Source organism: Vibrio breoganii (assembly GCF_024346795.1).
Taxonomy (GTDB): Bacteria; Pseudomonadota; Gammaproteobacteria; order Enterobacterales; family Vibrionaceae; genus Vibrio; species Vibrio breoganii.
The window spans coordinates 2,215,104-2,241,092 of sequence record NZ_AP024864.1 but is presented as its reverse complement, the minus strand read 5'-3'; the positions used below and the strand labels follow the sequence as shown (position 1 = coordinate 2,241,092).

The 25,989-nt window shown below is 43.5% G+C and carries 21 protein-coding genes; 16 read left to right on the top strand and 5 right to left on the bottom strand.

The features are described 5' to 3' along the window. Positions 1 to 2 precede the first annotated feature (2 nt). From OCU35_RS10405 to OCU35_RS10360, 10 genes are all read left to right on the top strand, one after another. Positions 3 to 440 carry a TadE/TadG family type IV pilus assembly protein gene (locus OCU35_RS10405; RefSeq protein ID WP_102551804.1) on the top strand — a complete coding sequence of 146 codons (438 nt, stop codon included), beginning with the start codon at positions 3 to 5 and terminating at the stop codon, positions 438 to 440. Further along, on the top strand, positions 437 to 997 hold the full coding sequence (locus tag OCU35_RS10400) for a TadE family protein (RefSeq protein ID WP_261825323.1): 561 nt from the start codon (positions 437 to 439) through the stop codon (positions 995 to 997). The genes OCU35_RS10405 and OCU35_RS10400 overlap by 4 nt, the downstream gene beginning before the upstream one ends. Before the next feature lie 15 nt (positions 998 to 1,012). After that, complete coding sequence (locus OCU35_RS10395; protein ID WP_102489835.1) at positions 1,013 to 2,233, top strand: AAA family ATPase; 1,221 nt, start codon at positions 1,013 to 1,015, stop codon at positions 2,231 to 2,233. Between the two features lie 12 nt (positions 2,234 to 2,245). After that, positions 2,246 to 3,694 (top strand): CpaF family protein, encoded by a 1,449-nt coding sequence (locus tag OCU35_RS10390; RefSeq protein WP_102489834.1) that lies wholly within the window; start codon positions 2,246 to 2,248, stop codon positions 3,692 to 3,694. A gap of 2 nt (positions 3,695 to 3,696) precedes the next feature. Then, on the top strand, positions 3,697 to 4,662 hold the full coding sequence (locus OCU35_RS10385) for a type II secretion system F family protein (protein WP_261825322.1): 966 nt from the start codon (positions 3,697 to 3,699) through the stop codon (positions 4,660 to 4,662). A gap of 1 nt (position 4,663) precedes the next feature. Beyond that, the gene (locus tag OCU35_RS10380) at positions 4,664 to 5,599 is read left to right on the top strand and encodes a type II secretion system F family protein (protein ID WP_261825321.1); all 936 of its coding nucleotides are present in this window, start codon (positions 4,664 to 4,666) and stop codon (positions 5,597 to 5,599) included. An 11-nt stretch (positions 5,600 to 5,610) separates the two neighbouring features. Beyond that, positions 5,611 to 6,630 carry a tetratricopeptide repeat protein gene (locus tag OCU35_RS10375; protein WP_261825320.1) on the top strand — a complete coding sequence of 340 codons (1,020 nt, stop codon included), beginning with the start codon at positions 5,611 to 5,613 and terminating at the stop codon, positions 6,628 to 6,630. 197 nt (positions 6,631 to 6,827) lie between these two features. Continuing rightward, a complete protein-coding gene (locus OCU35_RS10370) occupies positions 6,828 to 9,926 on the top strand; it encodes a beta-galactosidase (RefSeq protein ID WP_261825319.1) in 3,099 nt (1,032 codons plus the stop codon). Positions 9,927 to 10,004: 78 nt separating this feature from the next. Further along, positions 10,005 to 11,090, top strand: a complete 1,086-nt coding sequence (locus OCU35_RS10365; protein WP_102329559.1) for an ABC transporter ATP-binding protein — start codon at positions 10,005 to 10,007, stop codon at positions 11,088 to 11,090. 64 nt (positions 11,091 to 11,154) lie between these two features. Then, positions 11,155 to 13,299, top strand: a complete 2,145-nt coding sequence (locus OCU35_RS10360; protein ID WP_261825318.1) for an alpha-galactosidase — start codon at positions 11,155 to 11,157, stop codon at positions 13,297 to 13,299. Between the two features lie 50 nt (positions 13,300 to 13,349). On the opposite strand, the gene OCU35_RS10355 is transcribed toward OCU35_RS10360, so the two are convergent. Continuing rightward, positions 13,350 to 14,693, bottom strand: a complete 1,344-nt coding sequence (locus OCU35_RS10355) for an MATE family efflux transporter (protein ID WP_026012623.1) — start codon at positions 14,691 to 14,693, stop codon at positions 13,350 to 13,352. Positions 14,694 to 14,988: 295 nt separating this feature from the next. Between OCU35_RS10355 and galM the strand changes: the two genes are divergently transcribed. The 4 genes from galM to OCU35_RS10335 all read left to right on the top strand — a co-directional run bounded on the left by galM (position 14,989) and on the right by OCU35_RS10335 (position 19,350). Next, a complete protein-coding gene (gene galM / locus OCU35_RS10350) occupies positions 14,989 to 16,059 on the top strand; it encodes a galactose-1-epimerase (RefSeq protein ID WP_261825317.1) in 1,071 nt (356 codons plus the stop codon). Positions 16,060 to 16,325: 266 nt separating this feature from the next. Beyond that, positions 16,326 to 17,240, top strand: a complete 915-nt coding sequence (locus tag OCU35_RS10345) for a carbohydrate ABC transporter permease (protein WP_017031198.1) — start codon at positions 16,326 to 16,328, stop codon at positions 17,238 to 17,240. Beyond that, complete coding sequence (locus OCU35_RS10340; protein ID WP_017242546.1) at positions 17,240 to 18,088, top strand: carbohydrate ABC transporter permease; 849 nt, start codon at positions 17,240 to 17,242, stop codon at positions 18,086 to 18,088. The genes OCU35_RS10345 and OCU35_RS10340 overlap by 1 nt, the downstream gene beginning before the upstream one ends. A 35-nt stretch (positions 18,089 to 18,123) precedes the next feature. Beyond that, the gene (locus OCU35_RS10335; protein WP_017029105.1) at positions 18,124 to 19,350 is read left to right on the top strand and encodes an ABC transporter substrate-binding protein; all 1,227 of its coding nucleotides are present in this window, start codon (positions 18,124 to 18,126) and stop codon (positions 19,348 to 19,350) included. Positions 19,351 to 19,397: 47 nt separating this feature from the next. Here OCU35_RS10335 and OCU35_RS10330 read toward each other — a convergent pair whose 3' ends face one another. Further along, positions 19,398 to 20,399, bottom strand: coding sequence for a substrate-binding domain-containing protein (locus OCU35_RS10330; protein ID WP_102322076.1), 1,002 nt, complete (start codon positions 20,397 to 20,399; stop codon positions 19,398 to 19,400). Between the two features lie 436 nt (positions 20,400 to 20,835). Between OCU35_RS10330 and OCU35_RS10325 the strand changes: the two genes are divergently transcribed. Next, complete coding sequence (locus OCU35_RS10325; RefSeq protein ID WP_261825316.1) at positions 20,836 to 22,140, top strand: dicarboxylate/amino acid:cation symporter; 1,305 nt, start codon at positions 20,836 to 20,838, stop codon at positions 22,138 to 22,140. A gap of 118 nt (positions 22,141 to 22,258) precedes the next feature. Here the strand turns inward: OCU35_RS10325 and dapD are convergent, their stop codons facing one another. From dapD to OCU35_RS10310, 3 genes are all read right to left on the bottom strand, one after another. Then, positions 22,259 to 23,290 (bottom strand): 2,3,4,5-tetrahydropyridine-2,6-dicarboxylate N-succinyltransferase, encoded by a 1,032-nt coding sequence (gene dapD / locus OCU35_RS10320; RefSeq protein WP_065599225.1) that lies wholly within the window; start codon positions 23,288 to 23,290, stop codon positions 22,259 to 22,261. A 289-nt stretch (positions 23,291 to 23,579) separates the two neighbouring features. Continuing rightward, complete coding sequence (locus OCU35_RS10315) at positions 23,580 to 23,873, bottom strand: YebG family protein (protein ID WP_102359673.1); 294 nt, start codon at positions 23,871 to 23,873, stop codon at positions 23,580 to 23,582. Between the two features lie 54 nt (positions 23,874 to 23,927). Beyond that, positions 23,928 to 24,860 carry a LysR substrate-binding domain-containing protein gene (locus OCU35_RS10310; RefSeq protein ID WP_261825315.1) on the bottom strand — a complete coding sequence of 311 codons (933 nt, stop codon included), beginning with the start codon at positions 24,858 to 24,860 and terminating at the stop codon, positions 23,928 to 23,930. Positions 24,861 to 24,964: 104 nt separating this feature from the next. Between OCU35_RS10310 and OCU35_RS10305 the strand changes: the two genes are divergently transcribed. Further along, complete coding sequence (locus OCU35_RS10305) at positions 24,965 to 25,930, top strand: TDT family transporter (protein ID WP_065599227.1); 966 nt, start codon at positions 24,965 to 24,967, stop codon at positions 25,928 to 25,930. Positions 25,931 to 25,989: the final 59 nt, after the last annotated feature.

Sequence of the window (25,989 nt, the reverse complement as noted above, 5' to 3'; positions counted from 1 at the left end):
CAATGATGAGAAGTTTATCTAAGCAACAAGGATTAGCTGCGGTAGAGTTGGCAATAGTTACACCTATACTGGTATTACTTCTAGTAGGCATTGTTGAAATTGGCAGGATGTTTTTGCAGTACACTATGCTAAATAAAGCAGTCCAAAATGGTGCGCGTTATTCTCTGGTTGATATTTATGGTGCCCAACCTGATGGTGCGCTAGCAACAGACTCCAATATTAAAAATATAGTCGTATATGGAAAAAGAACTGGGGGTACAGTACCCATTCTTCCCGGCCTTAGTGTCGAAGACGTTAGTTTGTCTTCAACCACAGCAACACATGTCGTGGTTACAGCAACATATGACTACACTCCTATTTTTGCCAAGCTTCCATTTACTGATATATCTCTAAGCGTAGATTTAGTTGCGTCATCTACGCTAAGGAGAACATCATCATGAAGCAGTTAGGCGATTTTAAGAATAAACAGGGTGGTTTAGCTATTGTTGAGTTTACTATAGTAGCTACGTTTTTTTTGATATTTCTTTTTGCTATTTTCGAGTTTGGTAGGTTTTTGTTTTCTTTACAGATGCTAAATGAAGTAACTCGCAAGGCGGCTAGATTAGCCAGTGTTTGTTACATAGTAGATAAGCAAAAATTAGGAGATTTGGATCTAGGTGATATATATTCAAGGGCACCTATTGATTTAAGTAATCTGACGCTATCGATCGACTATTTAGACGACTCTGGTACCGAAGTCACCATAGCAACATATACGGGTGAAGATCAAGATTTCACTGTAGATGACGATGAGTTTGAGAACGTTCGATACGTTAGAGCAAGAATTGAAGGGTTTAGTTATGCTTTCGGAGCATTGACCCAAATATTAGGAGCAAACACTGCATCTCCCCCCTTCGAAACAATCCTGCCTAGAGAGAGTTTAGGTGTATATCGTCCATACTATTCAAACGCAACTACTTACATTGAAGAGCCTAGTAGTATGGATTGTCAGAATTAATTTTTAGGAAATGGAATGAGTGTAATACCAATGCATGGAAGCGAAAATGAAACCAAGGTTTTACTAAAAACCAACATTTGTGTGTGGGTCATTTACGCAAAGGAATCGTTTGAACTGCATATGAAGCAGCAGTTAAGCATGTGCTCAAATATAACCACTAAATTCATTCGATTAGAAGATTTTAGTGGAGATGGAATAACAGGGCTGTTGCTTCCTGAACTTCTTTTTATCCAGTCAGAGTCTGATTGGGCTCAAAAACTGACAGCTCTTCATGCTAGCGATAGCCACTTGTTTGAGAAAGGTGCGTCACTCATTGTGTTTGGAGATGAGAACGACAACCTTGCGTTAAAAACATCGTTAAAAATAGGTGCATCAGACTTTCTTCCCGATAACTCGCCACTAGAAAGCTTTAAAGATATATTACTGGAGACATCAACAGAAACTGCTACTAACATGCATTTGGGGGAGTTACTGTTGTTTTTTAACACTAAAGGTGGCAGTGGAGCGAGTACAATAGCGCTCAATACAGCAGCGGAGCTTGCTAAAAATAAAAGCAATAAGGTATTGTTACTTGACCTGGATGTGAACTTCGGTGTTTTGGCTGATTATCTAGATGTATCCCCTAAGTATGGTATACCTGACATACTTGATTCTATAAACGAAATCGATGAGCTGTCGCTTAATTCGCTAGTAAAGAAACACTCATCTGGTGTTAATTTTCTGAACTTTGTACAGTTGCAACCGTTGGAAAATCAAAAATTAACACAAAAACTCAATCAAGTTATTCCTGCGTTACAGTCTTATTATTCCCATATTGTTATAGATTTGTCTCGAGGTATTGAGAGTAACTATGGCTTTATGGTTCCAATTGGTTCGCATGTTTATTTTGTTACTCAGCAAAATTTAGCTGCTCTTAGAAATACAAACACACTTCTGAACGTATTTCAGTTTGAGTATGGGCTCAATAAAAACAATGTAGAAATAATCGTTAATAGATATGATAAGAATTCAGATATTAAACTATCTGATATCGAAGATAGTTTCCCTGATTTGAGAGTTCATGTTTTTCAAAATGAATTTAAAACTGTAAATGAGGCTCTTAATCTGGGGAAACCATTTGTTCTGCATAAGAAGAACTCTACAGTATCAAAGGCAACTAGCAGATTAGTTAATTCAATATGTGATGATGACAAAGAAACCGAAAAATCAGGCTGGTTAAATAAATTATTTCGGTAGCAAGGATGAATTATGTTATTTAAACGTAAAGCTATAAATAAAGACTTTGAAAAAAAAGCATTGGCCGTAGATGAAGACCAACAGATAAAGCCTGATTTTGATAACTCTACGGTTACAGAACCAAAATCGGCTCCTAAGACCGTTAAACCCTTAGAGGTTTCTTCTGAGTCAGACAAAGCTCTTAAACAAGAACAAGATACCAAGCATTATTTTCATCAGAAACTACTAGAGACATTAGATCTTGGACTTCTGTCTAGCTTGGATGAGAAAAGAGCGAAGAAAGACCTTAATGAAGCAATAAACCAATTGATGAACGATGATCAAACACATCCTGTCAGTTTGGAAAGCCGTAAAAGAATCATTAAGCAAATTGAGGATGAAGTGTTTGGCTTAGGCCCTTTAGAGCCATTGCTCCATGAGAAAGCCGTCGCCGATATACTAGTAAATGGTCCAAAAAATGTCTACGTTGAGCGGTTTGGTAAACTAGAAAAGACGTCCATTACGTTTCTAGATGAAAGGCATCTAAGGAATATTATAGACAGGATCGTTAGTCAGGTGGGGCGTCGAATCGATGAGGCATCACCAATGGTGGATGCAAGATTAAAAGATGGCTCTCGTGTTAACGCTATTATCCAGCCGTTGGCTATTGATGGGGCTTCCATTTCTATACGTAAATTTGCCGTTGATCGACTGAATATGGATAATATGCTCGGTTTTAATTCATTATCACCGCAAATGGCTAAGTTTATCGAAGCATGTGTTACGGGGGAGCTAAACGTTCTTATTTCTGGTGGTACAGGCTCGGGTAAAACAACAACCCTGAACATATTCTCTAGTTTTATTCCTGCAGATAAACGTATCGTCACAATTGAAGATTCAGCAGAACTTCAGCTTCAACAGCCACATGTTATTAGGCTTGAAACTCGACCTGCTAACCTAGAGGGTAAGGGTGAAATTACGCAGCGTGATCTTGTTAAAAACTCATTGCGTATGAGGCCAGATCGAATAGTCATAGGTGAGGTTCGTGGTTCTGAGGCGGTTGATATGTTGGCGGCAATGAACACTGGTCATGATGGCTCTCTCGCTACTATTCACGCCAATACCCCCCGAGATGCTTTAAGCCGAGTGGAAAATATGTTTGCTATGGCAGGATGGAATATGAGCGCTAAAAACTTGCGTTCTCAGATTGCTTCAGCCATTCATCTAGTCGTTCAGATGGAACGTCAGGAAGACGGTAAGCGAAGAATGGTGAGCGTTTGTGAAATCAATGGCATGGAAGGTGAAGTTATAACCATGTCTGAGATTTTTAAGTTTCAACGTCAAGGCGTCGATGAAGACGGCAATATTATCGGTGATTATGTAGCGACGGGTATTGTTCCTGGTTGCCATGACCAACTCGTCAAGAGAGGGTTGGATGTGCCATTTGAGTTATTCACCGAAACTCACCCAAGAGGACTCTGATTATGAGTGATTTTGGTGCATTTCTTGCTCTACTATTTTTTGCGGTCGTTTTTATATCTCAAGCACTATTACTACCTGTTGCAGGTAAAAAAGCGAAACATAGTGAATTAGCGAAGCGTTTGAAGGAAACCCAGCAGACACTAGATGATGAAAGTAAATCATTGCTCCAAGAGCACTACCTCAAGGGGCTAACTAGTACTGAGCGACTTTTAATCCGATTTGATTTTTTTGAAAGTTTGAATCGAATGCTAGGACTTTCTGGGTTAGGAGTTAAAATTAGCACCCTACTAGGTAGTTTGGTTGTTATTTCTTTACTTATCTTATTTGTATGCCTTGCTACGGCACAACTTTGGTATTTATCAGTGGCAATGACTATTGCACCTAGCTTACTTACTTATTTGTTTATTCAGCGGAAAATTGGCAAAAGGCTTGAAAAATTCGAAGAGCAACTACCTGACGCAATCGATATTATTAAGCGAGTATTACAAGCTGGACAGCCAATAAATCAGGCATTTAACGAGGTTGGTAAGGAGATGCCTCAACCTATAGGTGAAGAGTTTGCTTCAACGTTCAATTTGCTTAATTATGGTTATGATATGAGGCTAGCAATTATGCAAATGGTAGATCGCGTTCCAACCGTTTCAATAATGGCGTTCTCTAGTGCTGTTTTACTACAAAAGGAAACCGGTGGTAACTTGACAGAAAACTTAGACAAAGTTTCTGTAGTTTTAAGAGCGCGATTTAAGCTAAGCCGAAAAATAAAGACGTTATCTGCTGAAGCGCGTTTATCATCATGGATTTTAGTATTGTCACCATTTTTTGTTTACCTTCTTAACCTAGCGGTTAACAGGGAAATGGCTTTGATTTTAACTGAAGATCCCAGAGGCATTAAAATGGTAAGTGCCGGGATAATTAGTATATTGATAGGTTCTTTATGGATAAAGAAAATCGTAAACATTAAGGTTTAATATGGACAGTTTAACCAGTCTTTTTGAACAAATATTCAGTGACAGTGAAAATGTCATTTTGCTGCTTATCATGCTAGCTACAGTAGCTATTGTCATGACCATCGGCTTTGCTATTTCTGCATTAAATTCACCTTTAAAGAAAAGAATCAAGATATTACAAGGTGAAAATGTAAAAGAAACAAAGAAAAATACAAAAGTTTCCGAAACATTAGAGAGCTTGTCACCATATATTGCGCCAACAAGCCAGAAAGAAAAAGAAACTATTCGAACTCAACTTATGCATGCTGGTTTTCATCAAGCTAGCACTTTAAATGTCTTTTACGCTATCAAGCTTGTTTCAGCCGTAACAGGTTTGATTTTTTCGGGATTGGCTTATTTATACTTAGCTAATACCTCCTATCTTCTTATCGGTATGATGGTACCACTAGCATTAGGGGTCTTTGCACCTAATATTGTTCTATCTCGTCTCATATCAAATCGCCAAGATAAAATAAACCAGGGTGTACCTGATGCTCTAGATTTACTCGTTGTCTGTACGGAATCAGGGCTAGGCTTCAATGCTGGTTTGAAGCGAATAGCAGATGAGCTTGTTATTTCTCACCCTGAACTAGCTGATGAACTGGACACTGTTTGTGCTAAGATTCAGGCTGGTGTCGAGATGCCTACAGCACTGAGTGAATTGGTTGATAGAACAGGTATATACGAACTAAAAGGTTTGGTAAGTATGCTAGGGCATGCCTCAAGAATTGGTGGTAGCCTCGCAGATACACTAAGAGCATATACTGAAGATTACCGGGATAAGCGTAACCAGGCTGCCGAAGAAGTAGCAGCTAAAATACCGACAAAAATGCTGTTTCCAATGATACTGTTTATCTGGCCTTGTTTTTTCATTGTTGCAGTAGGCCCTGCATTGTTAATGTTGTTAGATGCACTTTAAATAAGGAAGTTATGGTGAATAAATCTAAAGTTTTTGTCATTATTGCGCTGGTTTCAGCCGTTATAGGGTGTTCATCTACGGAAGAAGTCAATGAGTTCGATAAGACCCTTTATTCTGGTAAACCAATTGACTCGTTAACTAGCGAAGATGCTCCAAAAACAGAAATAGAAGCAATTCAAAGAGGGGACGCGGCACTTCAGACGAACAATATAGATTTGGCTCTTTACGAGTATATTCGTTCATTATCTTTTAAAGATGGAACTAAGCAAGCGGATACATTGTTTACCGTAGCGCAGATTCACCTACGTAAGAGCAACGGTCAATTAGCAGAAAGAGCATTAGTTAAATCTCTAGAATATAATCCAAGTCACATTAAATCTTTGGAGCTGCTTGGTGTGATAAACAGTAAGAGAGGCTTAAATGATGAGGCTATAGTTTATTTCTTGAGAGCTATTAATTCTGATCAAGAAAGATTGGGTTCAACAGAAGTTGCTACTAGTTATGTAGATATGAACGAATCGATAGTCGAAGCATTGAAATATGATTCTAAATCTCCAGAGAGAAGCTATATTGGGCTCGGAATTCTATCTGATGTGAATGGAGACTTAGACATAGCTAAGCGATACTACGAAAAAGCTCTCGAGATAAACCCAAGCTCATCTAAAGCTATTGTCAATCTTGCTTATTCTCATTATATGAGCGGAAATTATTACTTGGCTCAACGTATGACAAACAGAGCGCTCAAAATGGACCCTAACAACGAGAGGGCGATAAATAACTTAGCACTTATTTACATAGCGTTAGGAGAGAATCGTCAAGCGTTAAGTTTGTTCGAAAGAAATATGGATACTCCAGAGGCTTTAAATAATTTAGGGTACTTCCTGATATTGAATGGGCGATCAGAAGAAGCAGTTCCATACTTGCAGCAAGCTATTGATAAGAGACCGTCTTACTATAAAGTAGCCAATGAAAACCTTGAAAGAGCCCTGTCTGATATAAGGTCGACCAATAAACAAGAACTAGAAAACTAAAGTAAATGTTGATTTTAAAGGCTTATCTATAGATAAGCCTTTTTTATTTGATCATTATTAGCATACCAATCCTAATTTTGACATCTTCAATGTGTTACCTCGATCAGGTAAATTTTTCAGCTCTAGTGCTACATTCAGTGTAAACGTTCTCATTGGTTTATACGTGAACTTTCTCACTTCGAGCTTTAGGATTACAAATGTCCAATTTCCAACAGGTTTTGAATGCAAGGCACTGGGAAAACTCCCATGTGGATTCAGTTCGCTGTCTCTCAGCACACTCCAGATTGCGCTCTTATACATCTATTATTCATGCTCTACAGCAAAGCACCTCAGAACAACTCACATCCCTCAATGGCACATGGAAGTTCAAGCTATACGAACAACCAGAACTTGTCTCCGAAGACGATATTTGTCCTTCGTTAGACGACTGCAACTGGGAGACAATCCCCGTCCCAAGCAATTGGCAACTGCAAGGCTACGACAAACCCATTTATACCAACGTGAAGTATCCATTTCCCAACACGCCACCTCACGTACCTACCGATAACCCCACAGGTATCTATAGAACCAACTTTGAAGTATCCAAAGAGTGGTTAACTCGAAGCAATCGAATTATTTTCGACGGGGTCAATTCCGCTTTTCACCTTTGGTGTAATGGTGAATGGGTTGGTTACAGTCAAGATAGCCGTTTGCCTGCCGAGTTTGATTTATCGAAGTTTCTTACTGAGGGTTCCAATCAGATAACGGTGATGGTGTTACGTTGGTCAGATGGTTCTTATCTTGAAGATCAGGATATGTGGTGGCTCAGTGGCATCTTTCGTGATGTGACCTTGCTGAGCAAGCCCTTGCTTTCAATCAGTGATGTGTTTGTCTCTACCAAACTCGACGCTTGTTATCGAGATGCCATTTTATCAGTGGAAACCAAGCTTTCTGCGAAGAGCGAAGGACATCAAGTTCAGGTACAGCTGTTTGATGCACAGAGCAATCCTGTCTTTGAGCCAGTGACTGAGCTTTGCGGCACTAAATGGATTGATGAGCGCGGTTCGTATGATGATCGTACTTTTCATGAAATATCCGTATCCAACCCATTAAAGTGGAGCGCAGAAGAGCCTAATCTGTATACCGTTGTGGTTTCTTTGCTCAATAGCACTGGGGAGTTTATTGAGGCGGAAAGCTATAAAGTAGGCTTTCGTCAAATTGAGATAATGGACGGTCTTCTTAAGCTCAATGGCAAGCCTTTATTGATTCGTGGTGTGAATCGTCATGAGCATCACCCTGAGCGAGGGCATGCGGTCACTCGTGAAGATATGCTGCAAGATATTAAGTTGATTAAGCAGCACAACTTTAATGCTGTGCGCACCGCCCATTACCCGAATCATCCCACATGGTATGAGCTTTGTGATGAGTATGGGCTGTATGTGGTGGATGAGGCTAATATTGAGACTCACGGGCAGCAGCCGATGGGAAGGCTGTCTAATGATACCAATTGGCTTGCCGCATATATGAGCCGCATGACGGGTATGGTGGAGCGCGATAAAAATCACCCTAGCGTTGTTATTTGGTCTTTGGGTAATGAATCAGGTTTGGGCACTAACCATCACGCTATGTATCAATGGGCCAAGCAACGTGATCCTAGCCGACCAGTGCAATATGAGGGTGGGGGCGCAGAGTCCGCTGCCACTGATATTATTTGTCCTATGTATCCTAGAGTCGACATCGATCTGCCGTACTCGGAACATGATCCCGAGCATCTTAAATTTGGTATTAAGAACTGGATCAGCAAGCCAAATGAAACTCGTCCTCTTATTATGTGTGAGTATGCTCATGCCATGGGCAATAGCCTAGGAGGGTTTTATAAGTATTGGGACGCCTTTCGTCGTTATCCTCGTCTGCAGGGCGGGTTTATCTGGGACTGGGTCGATCAAGGTTTAGTGAAGGTTGATGAAAAAGGCCAGTCTTACTGGGCCTATGGTGGTGACTTTGGCGATACTATTAATGACCGACAATTTTGTATCAATGGATTAGTGTCTCCAGATAGAGTGCCTCATCCAAGTGCATTAGAGGCGAAAAAGGCGCAGCAGTTTATTCAATTCAGGCTTGTCGATACCAAACCTCTCAGTATTGAGTTAAAAAGTGAGTACTTATTTACTAAGGTGACAAATCAGCTCGCCATTTGGCAGATCACCGAAAATGGCGAGACGATTGTAAATGGTGAATTTAGGCTCGATATTGAAGCTGAAGGGCGTCAGTACATTGAATTATTTAAGGAGTTACCTCTCGCTAAGGCAGGTTGTGAATACCACCTAAACCTACAATTATTCCTTATAGAGAATATGCCTTGGGCAGATGCGGGCCATCAGCTTGCACACCATCAGTTTGAACTTCCGGCAAGTAGTGAACTGCAACTACAGCGCACTTCTCCGACAAATGACAATCTGTCGATAACGGAGACAGATGCGCATCTATCTATATTTAATGACAACTTTTCCATCGAGTTTGATCAAACTACAGGACTATTAACAAAGTGGCTCAAGGGCAGTAAATCGATACTTGAGTTACCTCTTATTGATAACTTCTATCGAGCTCCGCTGGATAACGACATTGGCACCAGTGAAGCGAATAATCTTGACCCTAATACTTGGGTGGCAATTTGGAATAGTGCGGATCTTAATAACTTGCAACGGCGCTGTGTTTCGATTGAGACGTCAAGCGTTGGTAATGATTGCCTCGTCGAGGTGATATCGATCCACAAGGCCAATGATGTGGATGCCATCCAGTCGAATTGGCAATACCGCATCTCACCTGAGGGACAAATTGAACTCACCGTGAATGTTTACCTCGCCAATGGCCTACCTTGTCTGCCAAGAATTGGAATGGAGTTTGCGGTACCCAAAGGGCCAAAAGCGGTACAGTTTTATGGTTTAGGACCTCATGAGAACTATCCAGATCGTAAGCTTTCTGCTTATGTAGGTAAGCACACACAAACTATTGAAGAGATGCATACGGATTATGTGTATCCAACGGAGAATGGTTTGCGATGCGATGTGCGAAATGCCTCTATAGGGTCATTAAATATCAATGGTTTATTCCATTTTGCGGTAAGTCGCTATAGTCAATGCAATCTAGCGGAGGCGGATCACATCAATGACCTACATGATTCGGGTAGATTATATATACGCATAGATTCTGAGCATATGGGGATCGGTGGTGATGACTCATGGAGTCGCAGTGTTCATGATGAATACTTGCTGAAGAACAAGCACCATCACTATCAAATTACGCTTTCGGCAGACTAACACTTATACCAATCTAACAATTTAGTTCGGTTGGTATTAAGTCGCCTTGATTAGATTGAGGCCAACAAGGAACGAGTAATGGCTAACATAAAACTGACCAACCTAGTTAAATCCTTTGGTGATACTGAAATTATCCACGGTGTTGATCTTGATATTAAAAACGGTGAATTTGTCGTTTTTGTTGGCCCGTCAGGGTGCGGGAAATCCACCTTGCTCCGCTTAATTGCAGGGCTTGAGGAGATCACATCGGGCACTTTAGAGATCGATGGTGAAGTGGTCAACGATGTCGACCCTGCTGAGCGCGGTATTGCGATGGTGTTTCAAACCTATGCTCTCTATCCACATATGACCGTTGAAGAGAATATGGGCTTTAGTTTGCGCATGAATGGCGTTGATAAAACCGTGATTTCGGAAAAGGTCATGGCCGCAGCAACCGCTTTGCAGTTGGAGAGTTTGCTGCATCGCAAGCCTAAAGAGTTATCGGGTGGTCAGCGTCAAAGGGTCGCTATAGGTCGTGCGATTGTGCGTGATCCTAAGGTTTTTTTGTTTGATGAGCCCTTATCAAATCTTGATGCAGAGCTTCGTGTGGATATGCGACTGCAGATTGCTTCCTTGCATGATGAACTTCAGAACACCATGGTTTATGTCACTCACGATCAGGTCGAAGCGATGACACTGGCGGATAAGATCGTGGTGTTACGTTTAGGTAATATCGAGCAGGTAGGCTCTCCATTAGAGCTCTATAATCGACCAGCGAACGAGTTTGTCGCAGGGTTCATTGGCTCTCCAAAGATGAACATGCTGCCTGCGGTTGTGGTCGATATGGTAGATAACAGTGCAACCATAAGAACGCCGGATGACCAAGTGTTTTCTATTCCAGCAGATGTCAGTTCTCTTGAGTTAGGAGACAAGGTGACCTTTGGCGTTCGTCCTGAGCATCTTTCCATTGAGCAAAATGGCGAGCACACCCTGCATTTTATTACTCAGGCCGTTGAGCGTTTGGGTAACAGCACCTATTTATTTGGCCAGGTGGGGGGTTATGACAACTATAAGGTACATGTCAGTGGCGATCGGGAAATCAAGCGTGGCGATGAATTACAGCTAAGCTTTGATACCAAAAATTGTCATCTATTCTTCGAGAATAGCTGTATTACTAACCTTTAGCCTACCGTTATCAATGACGCAGTGGTCATGAGCAAGTTCTTGAGGCTGCGTTTGAGGAGCCATTATGTCTCAAGAACTGCCTCAAGAGTTTGTGCAACTCAATAGCCAAGTATCTTCACTCATCGTCAGATTATTGCCTGCTCCAGAGATCGTATACTGGGGCAAGGCTATTCCAACCTTAACCTCCGAGGCTGAATTTTCAGCCATTATCGACAGAGCTATATCTCAAGCTCGATTAGATGTGGATGTCCCTGTCACTCTTTGTCCTGAAATCGGGCGTGGTAGTTTTGGAGCATCAGGGCTTGAGGGGCACCATCAAGGTAAGAATTGGGCGCCTGTATTTCAATATGTCAGCCATACCCTCACCGGAGAGTGTCTGACCGTAGAATGTGCGGATAAGCTTGCCAAACTTTCAATTAAAATCGACTTGATACTTGATGGACAAAGCGGTGTGCTAAGTAAATCAATCAGCCTCACTAACCATCACGAAGCAGATTATCAATTAGAAAAATTGGTTCTCACCATCCCCATTCCTTATCGAGCTAAAGAGGTGATGTCATTTTCTGGCCGATGGAGCCGGGAGTTTCAAGCTCAGCGGCACAGTATTGAGCATGGCGTCTTTACCCAAGAGAATCGCCGAGGGCGCACTTCTCATGAATACTTTCCTGGTTGTATCGTCGGCAATAAAGCCTTTACCCACCAAATCGATGAGGTATGGGGCTTTCACCTAGGTTGGAGCGGAAATCATCATTGGCGAGCGGAAGCCAAAAGCGATGGTCGGCGCTTTGTACAAGCGGGTGAATTACTGATGCCTGGAGAGGTAAGCCTTAAACAGGGTGAAAGCTACACCTCACCGACGCTGTATGCCTCATATAGTTGCAGTGGCCTCAATGGATTGCGACAGGCGAATCATAACTATGTTCGCCAAAATATCTTGGTACTTGAGCAAGATAAACCTCGACCCGTTCACCTCAATACATGGGAAGGTATCTACTTTGAACACGACCCTGATTATATCTGTCAGATGGCAAGCGAGGCGGCGCAGATGGGAGTCGAGCGCTTCATTATTGATGATGGTTGGTTCAAAGGGCGAAACAATGACAAAGCCGCGCTAGGGGACTGGACTTTAGATAAGACAAAGTATCCCAAAGGGCTTAATCCTGTGATTGAGCACATAAATAAATTGTGTATGGAGTTTGGTATCTGGGTGGAGCCCGAGATGGTAAACCCTGATTCCGACCTATTTAGGGCTCATCCAGAGTGGGTGTTAAGCACATCGGGCTATCCACTGACTACTGGGCGTAACCAATTGGTGCTCAATCTGCAAATTCCTGAGTGTTTTGATTACTTGTATCGTTGTCTTGATGACCTACTGAGCCAGAACAATATCGCCTACATTAAATGGGATATGAACAGAGAGTTGCTTCAGCCAAGCCATGAAGAAAAGGCGGGCGTTAGAGGGCAAACCTTAGCTTTCTACCACTTGGTTGATAAGCTTAGAGTCGCTCACCCTGAGGTAGAAATAGAGTCATGTTCTTCTGGCGGTGGCCGAATGGATTATGAAGTGCTGAAGCGTACCCATAGATTCTGGAGTTCAGATTGCAACGATGCACTTGAGAGACAAACTATACAGCAAAATATGAGCCTGTTTTTCCCGCCGGAAGTATTAGGCACACATATTGGTCCAGCTCACAGCCACACCACACGTCGCCAGCATAGTATTAATTTTAGAGGTGTCACGGCACTGTTTGGTCATATGGGTGTGGAGCTAGACCCTGTTAAAGAAAGCGAACAAGAGCGCAGGGCTTTTGCCAGATACATAGAGCTGTACAAACAACATCGAACACTTTTGCACAGTGGACATTCGTTTGTGATTGATAGCTGTGAGGCTACGAGAAATACCTATGGTGTTTACGACGATACTCAATTGCTACTGGCTATCTGTCAAAAGGCGATGCCAGATTATTCACTTCCAGAGCCGATTCTGTTGGACATGCTTGATGAAAACGCCAGTTATCAGCTGTCTTTATTAGAGCTTCCTGAACATGGTGAAGGGATAATGAAGCACTACCCAAATTGGATTGAGCAATTGCGTGCTAATCAAGAGGTAAAAGTGCATGGCAGTGTGCTAAAGCAAGTAGGTCTGGCACTGCCGATACAAGACCCTGAAACCTGTTTCTTACTTCACTTTGCAAAATGTGATGGTTAGTCAGTGGAGCGTTAAACATAAGGGCGAACTCAATGAGTTCGCCCTTATGTTTAAATCAGTTTAAATCGTTCCCAGATTCTAGAACGCCAGCGGAATGCCATGATAATACCGCGAATCCATTCATCTGCCGCAATAGCCAGCCATGCGCCAATAACGCCTAGGCCAAAGTAGATGCCAAATACGTAGGTGAGTCCTACGCCAAATCCCCACATGCACAAGATACCTACCTGTACAGGGTATTTCACATCACCAGTTCCTTTGAGCGCAGAGATGAAGATTAGGTTAAATACACGACCGCCCTCAAGCAGTATTGAGCCCATCATCAAGCCCATAGCAAGGGTTATTACTTCTGGGTCTTCGGTGAAAACCCTAAGTAGGGTTTCGCTGCCAAGGTAGAAGAGGGTGCTGACTCCCACAGAGGCGAGAAAGCCCACCACAAAGTATTTCTGAACCTTAATCAGTATGCTGTTATTCCAACCTTTGCCGACAAAATAGCTGGTTTGGATCTGGCTGGCTTGCCCTAGTGATAAAGAGAAAGCAAAGGTAAAGCGAGCCAAATTCTGTGCATAGGTAAAGGCCGTTAGTGATGCGGTGCCCATCTGCACAACAAAATAAATGATAACCATCTGCGAAAGGTTGTAAGAGAGGATCTCTCCTGCGTTCATAACGCCCAAGCGCAGTATCTTTTTATAGGTGGAAGAAAGCACCTGCGTTGCTTTGCTGAGTCTAGGCTTAAGATCTTTTTTGATCAGCAGATACCACATGCAGATCGCCCCAAGCAATTGGCTGATCACAGTAACGGTGGCAACGCCAGGTACACCATAAACCGGTAAGCCGAATGGTGAATACAAAACGCAGTAGTTGCCAATGACGTTTAAAACACCAAAAATTAGGTTGATCAGCATTGGAGAGCGAGAGAAACCATGGCTGCGCAAAATGGTAGAAAACACCACGCTGGTGGTAACAAATCCGGCGCAAGTACCACTAATGATCAGGTATTGGTGTGCATACTCTGCAACTTGTGGCTCAAGGCCAAACAGCCCCACTATGTTGTCTGAGAAAAAGAAGAACAAACTGCCTAGAATAATGGAAACGGCAAAGCCTAGGATAACGCTGGCAATCCCCACATGTTCTGCATCGCCAGAGCGCCCAGCACCATTATATTGAGCAATTAAGATGCCTGTACCGGTGCTGACCATCATAGATACTATGATGATAAAGAAACTGATCGGCGAAATAACGCCAACGGCAGATACGGCAAGATCTGAGTAACCACTTAGCATGAACACATCACTGGTGTTCAGGGCATTACGCAATAATGCCTCGACGAATATAGGCCAGGTTAAGGCGACGATATTCATTCGTTTATTCATGGTTTGTGAAGAATCAGACATAAAATGTGCACGGGATTTTAATTGGTGCGCAAGTATACAGATATCATAATTTTGATGCATTGATTAATACGCAGTTTTCATCAAATTTATCAATGAATGATCAAGTAGTCGTGAGCACAAAGATGTTGGATTTTGAACTTAACCAACAAACTCAAAAAGCAATGCGTGATGACCTAGTCATAACCACTATTAGAATAGATACCTACCTCGTGATTATTGTTATCTTTATCTCAAAGAATATCGATTTTACGGGGCTAGCCACACGTAAAATGCACATTTTAAAGGATAGAGTTCAATGACCATTTCACATGCTCATTTATTAGAAAGTTTGAGCAAGGGTGTTGCCAGTGATGGACAGCCCGCACGCGTTTATCAATTAAAGAACAGTCACGGCATGGTAGCGACATTCATGGATGTTGGAGCAACATGGCTCAGCTGTCAGGTCCCAGTTCGAGATGAGATGCGTGAGGTTCTCCTTGGTTGCGATACCATGGATAAATTTAACCAGCACTCAGCCTTCATGGGAGTAACAGTAGGTCGTTACGCCAATCGCATCGCTAACGGCCAGTTCAGCATCGATGGCACACCTTTTCAGATAAAAGTCAGTGAAACTGGCCATATGCTGCATGGTGGTAAAGTTGGCTTTGATAAATATCGGTGGAACGTTGACGCTGCCACTGAGCAACGTATTCAGTTTTCAATCGTATCTGCTGATGGTGACCAAGGTTTTCCTGGCGAAGCCAAAGTTATAGTTACTTATGAATTAACTGAACTCAATGAGGTTAAGATTGGTTATACAGCGACAACTAGCAAACCAACCTTAATGAACCTAACGAACCACGCTTACTTTAATTTGATGGGCGCCGACTCTGGCGAAGATTGCCTAGGTCATGTGCTTAGTGTTAATGCTAATCAGTTCTTACCTACCGATGAATTAGGCATTCCTGTTGGTGAGTTGCGTGACGTTGCAGAAACTGGCTTTGATTTCTTGTCGCCAAAGGTGATTGGTCAAGATCTACTACTGGATGAAGAGCAAAAGCCGTGTAACGGGTACGATCATTCTTTCTTATTGAGTGAAGAGTGCTTAGAAGGGGAGTGTGCAGCAACAGTAACCTCTCCAGATAGTTTGCTAACCATGAAAATGTTCACCACAAAACCGGCTGTACAGCTTTATACTGGCAACTTCTTACAAGGTACTGCAAATCGTATCGATGGACAGTACGATACTTACGGTGGGGTCGCATTGGAAACCCAGTATCTGCCTGACAGCCCTAATCATCCTGAGTGGCCACGTCAGAATTGCGTCCTTCGAGAAGGTGAAACCTATAGGCACACTACGACCTATCAGTTCCTCAATAATATGTAGTTCTTCTCATCGGTTTTTAGAAGTTAGAGGCACTTTCGAGTGCCTCTTTGCATTTCTGCTCAATAGAAAAACCCTATAATAATTTCAATGGCTTACCACTTAACACTTTTCTCGGGAATTGGTGAAAAAACTGCCACATAGGTAACAAAATGAACGCTATCTGATATTGGCCTATAAATTGGGGTCTACACTCTAATCATTGTTGCAGGTGCCGCCTGCTGCTGAGGTTTCCACCTCTATAACTCAATGATTTTTGGAGTATCGATATGCAGCCATCTCTCGCGAATGAGACTGCAAAAGGTCGCCCTCCGGTAAGCAAAAAAAAGGCAAGTTCTAAACTATCGCCGTGGCTGTTTCTGTTGCCGGCGTTATTGGTGTTTTGTGTCTATGTTGTTTACCCGATCTTTCAGAGCATCTGGCTCAGTTTTTTTGAATGGGATGGCCTAGGCGAAAAGACCTGGGTAGGCCTTGATAATTACAGAGAGTTGTTTGATTCTGAGGCGTTCTATACCTCGTTGAAAAACAACACCTTATGGCTGGTGTTTTTTATGCTAGCCCCGCCTATTGGCTTAATGATCGCCTTGTTTTTGAATCAACAGGTGAGGGGGATCCGCGTTGTAAAATCGCTATTCTTCTTCCCTTTTGTTATCTCTCAAGTTGTTGTTGGTCTTGTGTTTGCTTGGTTTTACGATCCGTCGTTTGGCCTGTTTAACATTGCTATTGGAGCGCTAGGCTTCGACCCTATTTCTATTTTGGCCGATGAAGACTTAGTCACCTACGGCATCATAGCCGCCGGTCTATGGCCACAAATCTCCTATTGCATGATCTTGTACTTAACGGGTCTGAATAATCTCGATCCTGAACAAATTGAAGCGGCTCGCTTGGATGGCGCGAAAAGTTGGCGAATGCTGTGGTTTATCGTTCTGCCTCAACTAAGACCGGCCACCTTTATTGCCATTGTTGTGACCGTGATTGGCGCACTGCGCTCTTTCGACTTGGTTGCCACTATGACCGCGGGTGGTCCTTGGGGCAGCTCTAGCGTACTTGCTTATCAAATGTATGAAGAGTCGATCTTCAATTATCGAATGGGATATGGCGCTTCAGTTGCGGTGGTGCTGTTCCTGATTATGGATATCTACATCGCTTACTTTTTATGGCGCATGCTAAGGAGTGAGAAGTAATGTTTCCCAAACCGATTCAAAAATCAGGTGCGTTAGCCAGCATGAGTTATCGCGTTGCCCTGCCTATCGCACTGGTCTTGTGGCTACTTCCTCTCATTGCGGTAATGCTCACCTCAATACGTTCAATGGACGATATCAACAAAGGCAACTACTGGGGCTGGCCGGAAGACACTCAGATGGTGGAGAACTATACGCAGGTCTTTACCTCTACGGCGATGGGCGACTATCTACTTAACAGCCTAATGATCACCTTGCCGGCGGTTGCGGGCGCAGTGGCTTTATCGACGCTGGCAGGCTTTGCTCTGGCTAAATACCGCTTCTCAGCCAATATCTGGATCTTTGCTCTTTTTATCGGCGGCAACTTTGTGCCGTTTCAAATCTTAATGATCCCAGTGAGAGACTTAACTATTGCGTTTGGTCTCTACGATACTCACTGGGCTCTGATCTTCTTCCATATCGCCTTTCAAGCCGGATTTTGCACCCTGTTTATGCGCAACTTTATTGTTGGGATACCCGATGCATTAATTGAGGCGGCGCGAGTGGAAGGGGTGAAGGAGTGGCGCATATTTTGGTATGTGGTTCTGCCTTTAGTCAGGCCAGCCTTGGCAGCCTTAGCTGTGCTGGTATTTACCTTTATTTGGAATGATTTTTTTTGGGCGCTAGTGCTGGTGCAAAGCGATGAGGTGAGGCCGGTTACAGCAGGCTTGAGTTCTTTGCAGGGACAGTGGTTAGCGTCATGGCAATTTATGTCAGCTGGAGCCGTCGTAGCCGCGATTCCCCCAGTCGTGCTGTTCTTTACTATGCAGCGACACTTTATTGCCGGCTTAACCCTAGGAGCGACCAAGTAACTTGGTCGAATAGTTAATAATAAGGACTAATAACTATGAAATACGTGAAGCTACTCTCTGCCAGTATAGCCTTGAGCGCTATGCTGGGAACTTCAGTTCAGGCAAGAACTCTGGTCATCAATTCTGATGCGTCAGATCCGGCTCCAAAAGAAGCATGGGCAGAGATTGTTGACCGTTTTGAAAAGGCCAACCCAGAGATTGAGGTCAAATATAACCTTTATGACCACGAGTCTTACAAGACCACAATTCGTAACTGGCTAGTGACCTCACCGCCGGACGTGGTGTTCTGGTATGCGGGTAACCGTATGAAAACCTTTGTAGACCGTGGCTTGTTTGAAGATGTCAGTGACATCTGGAAAGACAATAACATGGTACAAGACTTTGCATCTGCAGCACCTGCGATGACGGTGGAAGGTAAGCAGTATGGTGTGCCATACACCTATTACCAATGGGGCATTTATTACCGTAAAGATATCTTTGATAAGCATGGTATCGCAGAGCCCAAAACCTGGGATGAGCTAAAGGCTGCATCGGCTAAACTAAAAGAAAATGATGTCACTCCGTTTACCATTGGTACTAAATACCTTTGGACGGCGGCAGGCTGGTTTGACTATCTCAACTTGCGCACCAATGGCTTAGATTTCCATATCCAGTTGATGGATGGCAAGGTGCCTTATACCGATGATCGAGTGAAGAAAACATTCGAGAACTGGGCTGAGCTGGTGGAGCCTGGCTACTTCCTGAAGAATCACGCGTCATATTCATGGCAAGAAGCGCAACCTTTCTTATATAACGGACAGGCTGCAATGTACCTAATGGGCAACTTTATTACACCAAACTTCCCTGAGGAACTCGACGGCAAGATGGGCTTCTTCCAGTTCCCTGTGATCGATCCTGCAGTAGGTATGGCAGAAGACGCGCCAATGGATACCTTGCACATTCCAAGTAAAGCGAAAAACAAAGACGATGCACGCTTGTTCCTAGAGTTTGTTGCACAGGCTGAGAATCAGCAGTTGATCAATGAACTGCTACTTCAGATCCCAACCAATAGTAAAGCAAAAGCCAAGTCTGACCCGTTCTTAGATAAAGGCGTTGCAATGCTGGCATCTTCCGACGGTACTGCTCAGTTCTACGACCGAGATACCGATCCGGCGATGGCAAAAGAGGGCATGAAAGGCTTCCAAGAGTTTATGGTGCACCCTGATCGCATCGAGAAAATCTTAGAAAGACTAGAGAAAACAAGAGCGCGCACGTTTAAATAGCAGCTCCTGATAGTAAAAGCCCCTTCTATATAATAGAAGGGGCTTTTTTATTTTATAGGACTGACCGAGTCACGCTTTACTAATGTGGGTGAGAAGCGCAGTGGGTGCTCAGAAATCGGAGCATCACTGGCGAGGCGTAAGGCAAGTTCCGTAGCCTTTTCTGCCATTAACTCAACAGGATAACGAATAGTCGTCAGGCGAGGCTTCACATAGCGAGCAATTAGACCGTCATCAAAACCAATAATGGAGATATCCTCTGGGGTGGAGAGGTGGTTTTCATCCATTATCGACATAGCGCCAGCGGCCATGTAATCGTTATAGGCCACTACAGCAGTAATGGGCAGAGACTTAGCCAGTAGATTGGTCATGGCCGCTTCGCCGCCCTGGTTATTAGGGTTACCAAACTCAGTGTAGTGTTCGGGAAGCACTTGATTGTGGTCAGTCAGTGCATCTTTATAGCCATTGATGCGCTCTTCTGTATCAGAGATAGCGTGTGATGAGGCGATACACGCAATTTGCGTATGCCCTTGCTTCAGTAAGTACTCAGTCGCTAGGTAGGCGCCCTTATAATTATCCAGAGAAATACAACGAGAACTAATGGCATCGATGTGCCTGTTGATCACAACCAAGCCTTTCACTTCGTTGGCATAGTCAATCAACTCTTCGTCTGTGAGTCCCTTTGCGTGGATGACCAACGACTCACAGCGACTATTAATAAGAAGCTCTATGGCTTGGCGTTCCTGTTCTCGGTCATGATAGCCATTACCGATAAGAATGTGCTTTCCATTCTCTCTGGCCACTTTATCGACCGCGCCCACTAGGCTACCAAAAAAAGGGTCTGCAACATCGCTCACCAATACACCTATGGTATTCGTGCTTTGGCTGACTAACGCTCGAGCGTTGGCATTAGGTCTATAGCCAAGGGATTTCATTGCTGTCGTAACTGATTGAACGGAGGCTTTGCTCGCTTTGGGGCTGTTGTTGATGACTCTTGATACGGTTGCGACCGAAACCCCTGCCAATTTTGCGACATCTTTTATCGTTGCCATACATTGCGTCCTAATAATTCTTCATTTCATTAAACGAATAAAATGTAAACGAATCAACATAAACCGAATCGTGTCATTTATTGTTGGGATAAGTCTAATAAAAATAACGCTCTAAGTATTGTAAACGTTATCAGTTACTGGGTGCTTATCGTCTTGTTGCATGGATTTTTGTACTGGAGAGGGTTTTAGGCGGTCAATTATTGTATCACTGTGATTTTATAGACATTTAGTGTCTGATTTTTAATCGCCAATGTGTGTTTTTTGTAAAAATACAGTGTTGCAGGGTCCTTGAAGAGGTAGCATCGTGTGATCTTGATCGCGTTTTTATTTTTTTTAAGCCAAATGATAATAAATATCAGCTATTCGCCTGCTAACCTGCTCGCGACTTTGTAGCCGTTCAAAGCAAAAACTATAAGATAAATAGGAGTGTTCATAGATGAATACCGATAAGAAAATGTCACTGACCGCCCGAGTAATTCTCGGTATGGGTTTAGGGATACTGACAGGCTTTATCATTCGATTAGCTTTTAGCGAAAACCAGTTTATTAATAACTATCTAGTCAATGGCTTGTTTGACGTAGGTGGTTCAATTTTTATCGCTAGCTTGAAAATGCTTGTTGTGCCTTTGGTGTTTGTATCACTGGTTTGTGGTACTAGCTCACTTAAAGACATTGCCACTCTAGGCCGTCTAGGTGGTAAAACAATCGCGTTTTACTTAGTAACTACGATGATCGCAATCTCTATGGCGATCTTCATGGGTACTGTATTCCAGCCAGGCGCTGGTGCAGACCTGGCTGCTGCGACAAGCTTTGCTGCAACTGAAGCCCCTTCACTGGGCCAGGTTATTGTAGGCATGTTCCCGACTAACCCAATTAACTCAATGGCACAGGGTAACACCCTACAGATCATTGTGTTTGCAGTATTGTTCGGTATCGCGATCAGTGCTTGTGGTGAAACAGGTGAACGTGTAGCTGCTGGATTCCAAGACATTAACGAAGTGATCATGAAGCTAGTAGCGCTTCTAATGAACATTGCACCATACGGTGTGTTCTTCCTGATGGCGAAGCTGTTCACAACCATTGGTCTTGGCGCAATCATGAACCTAGGTGAGTACTTCCTAGTTCTAACTGCTGCACTTCTGATTCAAGGTCTAGTGGTTTACCCGCTTATCCTAAAAGCAACAACAGGTCTTAACCCTCTTAACTTCCTGAAGAAGATGGAAGATGCGGTAATGTTCGCATTCTCAACCGCTTCTTCAAACGCGACGATTCCAGTGACTATGGAAACTGCAACTCATCGTTTAGGTGTTAAGAACCGCGTAGCCTCTTTCACTGTACCACTAGGTGCAACCATCAACATGGATGGTACTGCTATCATGCAGGGTGTGGCGACAGCCTTTATTGCTCAGGCATTCAATATTGACCTAACCATGGGTGACTACCTAACGGTTATCCTAACAGCAACGCTAGCATCTATCGGTACAGCCGGTGTTCCTGGTGTAGGTCTAATCATGCTAGCGATGGTATTGAACCAAGTAGGTCTTCCTCTAGAAGGTATCGCTCTAATTATGGGTGTTGACCGTCTACTTGATATGATTCGTACCGCAGTAAACATCACTGGTGACAGTGCTGTTACGGTTATCGTTGGTAAGTCTGAAGGTGCACTGGATGTGGATACATTCAACAACCCAGACGCTGGTAAGAAAGAAGAAGAAGTTCATCTTCACCCAGTAAGAGACTAACTTATTGATTTAGTATCGAAGGGAGCCTTGGCTCCCTTTTTTTGTATCTATTAAAGTTCAAAAACAAAAGAGGCTGCGTATAAACGCAGCCTCTTCTTTTAAAACCATTAGCTGGTGATTAGTTATTACTGTGCAGTTCGCTGTTTAGCTCTACTGCAGACTTGTTCGTTAGACACTCAACCGCACCCGTTTGCGAGTTGCGACGGAACAGTAGGTCAGACTTACCTGCTAGGTCACGAGCTTTTGCCACTTCAACTTCTTGGCCATTGTTATCCAGCATGCGCACCTTAGTACCTGAAGTCACGTAAAGACCTGACTCGATAGTACAACGATCGCCTAGCGGGAAACCAAGACCAGCGTTTGCGCCAAGTAGGCTGTTCTCACCGATAGAGATAACCACTTTACCGCCACCAGATAGCGTACCCATGATAGATGCGCCGCCGCCGATATCAGAGCCGTCACCGACCATAACACCTGCAGAGATACGACCTTCAACCATGCTAACGCCAGTAGTGCCAGCGTTGAAGTTGATGAAGCCTTCATGCATAACGGTCGTGCCTTCACCCACGTGTGCGCCAAGACGAACGCGAGACGTATCTGCAATACGTACGCCTGCAGGAACCACGTAATCCACCATTTTAGGGAATTTATCTACGCAATCTACGCTTAGAGCGCGGCCTGCAAGACGAGCTTCCATTTGGCGATCAGCAAGTTCTGGAAGGTCGATAGGGCCTTCGTTAGTCCATGCGATGTTGTGAAGAAGACCAAAGATGCCGTCAAGTACAGTGCCGTGAGGTTTAACTAGACGGTGAGAGATCAGTTGTAGCTTAAGGAAGCCTTCAGCAACAGACTGTGGTTTTTCATCACTTTCAAGTACAACGATAACCAAAGGTTGCTCAGATGCCGCTGCTTTTGATGCAAAACGTGCGCTTTCCGCTTGGCCATTGCTTTCAAACGCGCTTGCAAGTGCAGCACATTGCTCAGAAGTAATTTCTAAGCTTTGGTTGCCTTGCTCATAACCCGCAGCCTGTTTTACCGCTGCAACAAGCTCTGCTGTAGGGTTCAAGATAGGGGTTGGGAAGAAAGCTTCAATAATTTTGCCATCACGGTTTTTAGTCGCGCTACCGAGTGCTAGTGCAAAGAAAGACATCAATTAATCTCCATATATCGTGTTCAAGCACGCCTCTCACACCCATTTGCAATGCATCAAGATGAGTAGACGTACCTCTCAAATTTTGTTGATAGCTTTACACTATAAAGAGCGTTCGCTTGGCTGAAAAGGGGTAAATCACGAAAACTGACAAAATGCTGAAACAAGGGAGGCAATAGGGGCTAGGGGAGTAGAAAGCGTGGGTGTTTTATAAAGGGGAGATAGAGTGGTGCGAAGAAAAAAGAGCCCTGCAATTCAAGGGTGAGTGCAGGGCATTAAGATAGCGTTTTTAAGCAGCGTCAGACTCTGAAGAATCAGGTACAACTTCAACCTTTGGCTTCTTTGGCGCAGGTTTGCGCTTAGCACCCAGAGCGTAAAGAACCTCTTCTTTGTGCTTAGCTAGATACATAGACAACTCTTCTTGCTGGCCTTCATCGGTGATGATTTCGCTATTGCCCAAAAGCTCGAACAATTCATCTGCCATATCCAGCATCTTGTCATATGCGTCCGCTTCGGCTTTCGAGGTAAAAGTCATCTTTTCTTCTCCGTTGCGTTCTACCACGTACTTGACGATAACAGCCATGGTCCATCCTCATAAAATTGTTTATAAATTGAATACTGGTTATTTATACATAAATCACTCTTTACAGTCTAGCCGAGTTGGTGATTTTGTGGGGTGATCGGTTAAACGCCATGCAAGACTGTATTGTAAGAATGCATCGAGTAATGGGTTTAAGTATTTGTCTTTGTGCAAAACGATCTGCATTGAGCGCTCGAGAGGCAAACTAATGTTGAGTTTCTTCACCTTGCCCGCCTTTATGGCACTATCTACCGACAGCTCCGACAAACACGCAAGGCCAAGCCCTGCGGTTACGCCATTGATGATCGCTTCGCTACTACTGAGTTCAAACTCTGTCTGCCAACTGGATAAATGCTCGGCGACATGATTGATGAAATAGTCGCGAGAACCAGACCCGGCTTCTCGCAGTAACCACTTCATATCTTCAAGATCACTAAAGGTAAGGGCTTCTTTATTCGATAAGGGATGATCGGCCTGACTTATCACGCACATCTGATCAAAACCAAAAGGATGATGAAGGAGCTTAGGTGAATCTTCATTGCTCTCAATAAACGCGATATCAATTTGGTAATCGAGTATTTTCTGACCTAGGTCAGAGGAATTTGATAGCAAGGCTTTAAAATCGACCGCCGGATGTTTTTGTTTGAAGTCTTGTATAAGAAACGGCAGCAGTTGATTACCTATGGTATCGCTTGCCCCTAGTCGCAATTCACCACTAAGTGATTCAGCGTTATTGAATAGGCTCTGAATCGAGTGAGCTCGATGCAGCAGTTCATCGGCTATAGGCAATAGCTTTGTGCCTTCACTGTTGATGAACAATCGATTGTTGATTCGATCAAAGAGGGTGTGACCCAGTTGGTTTTCGAGCTCATTGAGGGACAAGCTCACTGCAGCCTTGGACAAAAATAGAGTCTGGGCTGCAGCAGACAAAGAGTTGGCTTTGGCCACAGAGGTGAACACCTCTAGCTGACGTAGAGTAAATGGAATCATAGTGTTTTATTTTACTTAACGTTGGTTTTGAATCTTTAAATATTCATAAACATAGCTCAAGAGTAAACTAAGCGCATCAAGTAAATCATGAGCGGAGTAATCTAATGCAAACACAATCTCGTTTAGCCAACGCACCCACCCCAATGGCAGGGCTAGCTCTAGGTATTGCTAGCCTAGGATGGAGTTTGGAAAATCTTGGTGTTTTTGGCGGTTATGCGCAAATCACAGGGGCTGTTATTGCATCCGTGTTGTTATCCGTTTTAGCGGGCAAGTTTCTGCTTCATTCACATCTACTAAAACAAGACCTTTCACACCCAGTTGTGGGGAGCGTAGTGCCTACTTTTGCTATGGGTTGCATGGTGGTGTCGTATGCCATCGGACAACATTTAGCATGGCTTGGTAACCTAATGTGGGTGATGTCTGTCGCCTTGCATATTGTGTTCTTGGTGAGCTTTATTTTTCATCGAAGCCAAAACTTTGAGCTGCACCATATGGTTCCAAGCTGGTTCGTACCACCGGTAGGCATTGTTGTCGCGGCGCTGACTTATTCTGGCAGTTCATCTCTGCATTGGATTGGTGAGTACACCTTATACTTTGGTATGGCGACTTACGCAGTCATGCTTCCAGTGATGATTTATCGCTTTATATTCTCAGAACTGGTTCAAGATGCAGCTAAGCCAACCATCGCTATTTTGGCTGCGCCTGCAAGCCTTTCATTGGCAGGTTACCTCTCTTTTGTTGAGTCACCATCACCGGTCATTGTGGCTTTGCTGTTTGGTATTGCCATCCTTATGACATCGGTTATCTACATGGCTTTCTACCGCTTGTTAAGACTGCCATTTAGCCCAGCGTATGCAGCCTTCACCTTCCCTTTAGTGATCAGCGCAACGGCCTTGTTTAAAGTAGTCGCATGGATGAGCGAGATTGGTGTACCGGCTGAGTATGTTGAGCAAGTGCATGGCATAGCATTGGTTGAACTAGCAGTGGCGACCCTAGTCGTAGGTTATGTAGCGATACAATATTTAAATAACCTATTGATCCAACCAAGGTTAGAGGTGAGTCTTAAATAACTCACTTTGAGGCATCAATTGCAGTAGGGTGTGGTAATCTTATTGCAATTGATTCAACG

What these genes read in the sequence shown, in the direction of transcription:
- OCU35_RS10405 (WP_102551804.1), top strand. Translation starts at nt 3, where the DNA reads ATGATGAGAAGTTTATCTAAGCAACAAGGATTAGCTGCGGTAGAGTTG.
- OCU35_RS10400 (WP_261825323.1), top strand. Translation starts at nt 437, where the DNA reads ATGAAGCAGTTAGGCGATTTTAAGAATAAACAGGGTGGTTTAGCTATT.
- OCU35_RS10395 (WP_102489835.1), top strand. Translation starts at nt 1,013, where the DNA reads ATGAGTGTAATACCAATGCATGGAAGCGAAAATGAAACCAAGGTTTTA.
- OCU35_RS10390 (WP_102489834.1), top strand. Translation starts at nt 2,246, where the DNA reads ATGTTATTTAAACGTAAAGCTATAAATAAAGACTTTGAAAAAAAAGCA.
- OCU35_RS10385 (WP_261825322.1), top strand. Translation starts at nt 3,697, where the DNA reads ATGAGTGATTTTGGTGCATTTCTTGCTCTACTATTTTTTGCGGTCGTT.
- OCU35_RS10380 (WP_261825321.1), top strand. Translation starts at nt 4,664, where the DNA reads ATGGACAGTTTAACCAGTCTTTTTGAACAAATATTCAGTGACAGTGAA.
- OCU35_RS10375 (WP_261825320.1), top strand. Translation starts at nt 5,611, where the DNA reads ATGGTGAATAAATCTAAAGTTTTTGTCATTATTGCGCTGGTTTCAGCC.
- OCU35_RS10370 (WP_261825319.1), top strand. Translation starts at nt 6,828, where the DNA reads ATGTCCAATTTCCAACAGGTTTTGAATGCAAGGCACTGGGAAAACTCC.
- OCU35_RS10365 (WP_102329559.1), top strand. Translation starts at nt 10,005, where the DNA reads ATGGCTAACATAAAACTGACCAACCTAGTTAAATCCTTTGGTGATACT.
- OCU35_RS10360 (WP_261825318.1), top strand. Translation starts at nt 11,155, where the DNA reads ATGTCTCAAGAACTGCCTCAAGAGTTTGTGCAACTCAATAGCCAAGTA.
- OCU35_RS10355 (WP_026012623.1), bottom strand. Translation starts at nt 14,693, where the DNA reads ATGTCTGATTCTTCACAAACCATGAATAAACGAATGAATATCGTCGCC.
- galM (WP_261825317.1), top strand. Translation starts at nt 14,989, where the DNA reads ATGACCATTTCACATGCTCATTTATTAGAAAGTTTGAGCAAGGGTGTT.
- OCU35_RS10345 (WP_017031198.1), top strand. Translation starts at nt 16,326, where the DNA reads ATGCAGCCATCTCTCGCGAATGAGACTGCAAAAGGTCGCCCTCCGGTA.
- OCU35_RS10340 (WP_017242546.1), top strand. Translation starts at nt 17,240, where the DNA reads ATGTTTCCCAAACCGATTCAAAAATCAGGTGCGTTAGCCAGCATGAGT.
- OCU35_RS10335 (WP_017029105.1), top strand. Translation starts at nt 18,124, where the DNA reads ATGAAATACGTGAAGCTACTCTCTGCCAGTATAGCCTTGAGCGCTATG.
- OCU35_RS10330 (WP_102322076.1), bottom strand. Translation starts at nt 20,399, where the DNA reads ATGGCAACGATAAAAGATGTCGCAAAATTGGCAGGGGTTTCGGTCGCA.
- OCU35_RS10325 (WP_261825316.1), top strand. Translation starts at nt 20,836, where the DNA reads ATGAATACCGATAAGAAAATGTCACTGACCGCCCGAGTAATTCTCGGT.
- dapD (WP_065599225.1), bottom strand. Translation starts at nt 23,290, where the DNA reads ATGTCTTTCTTTGCACTAGCACTCGGTAGCGCGACTAAAAACCGTGAT.
- OCU35_RS10315 (WP_102359673.1), bottom strand. Translation starts at nt 23,873, where the DNA reads ATGGCTGTTATCGTCAAGTACGTGGTAGAACGCAACGGAGAAGAAAAG.
- OCU35_RS10310 (WP_261825315.1), bottom strand. Translation starts at nt 24,860, where the DNA reads ATGATTCCATTTACTCTACGTCAGCTAGAGGTGTTCACCTCTGTGGCC.
- OCU35_RS10305 (WP_065599227.1), top strand. Translation starts at nt 24,965, where the DNA reads ATGCAAACACAATCTCGTTTAGCCAACGCACCCACCCCAATGGCAGGG.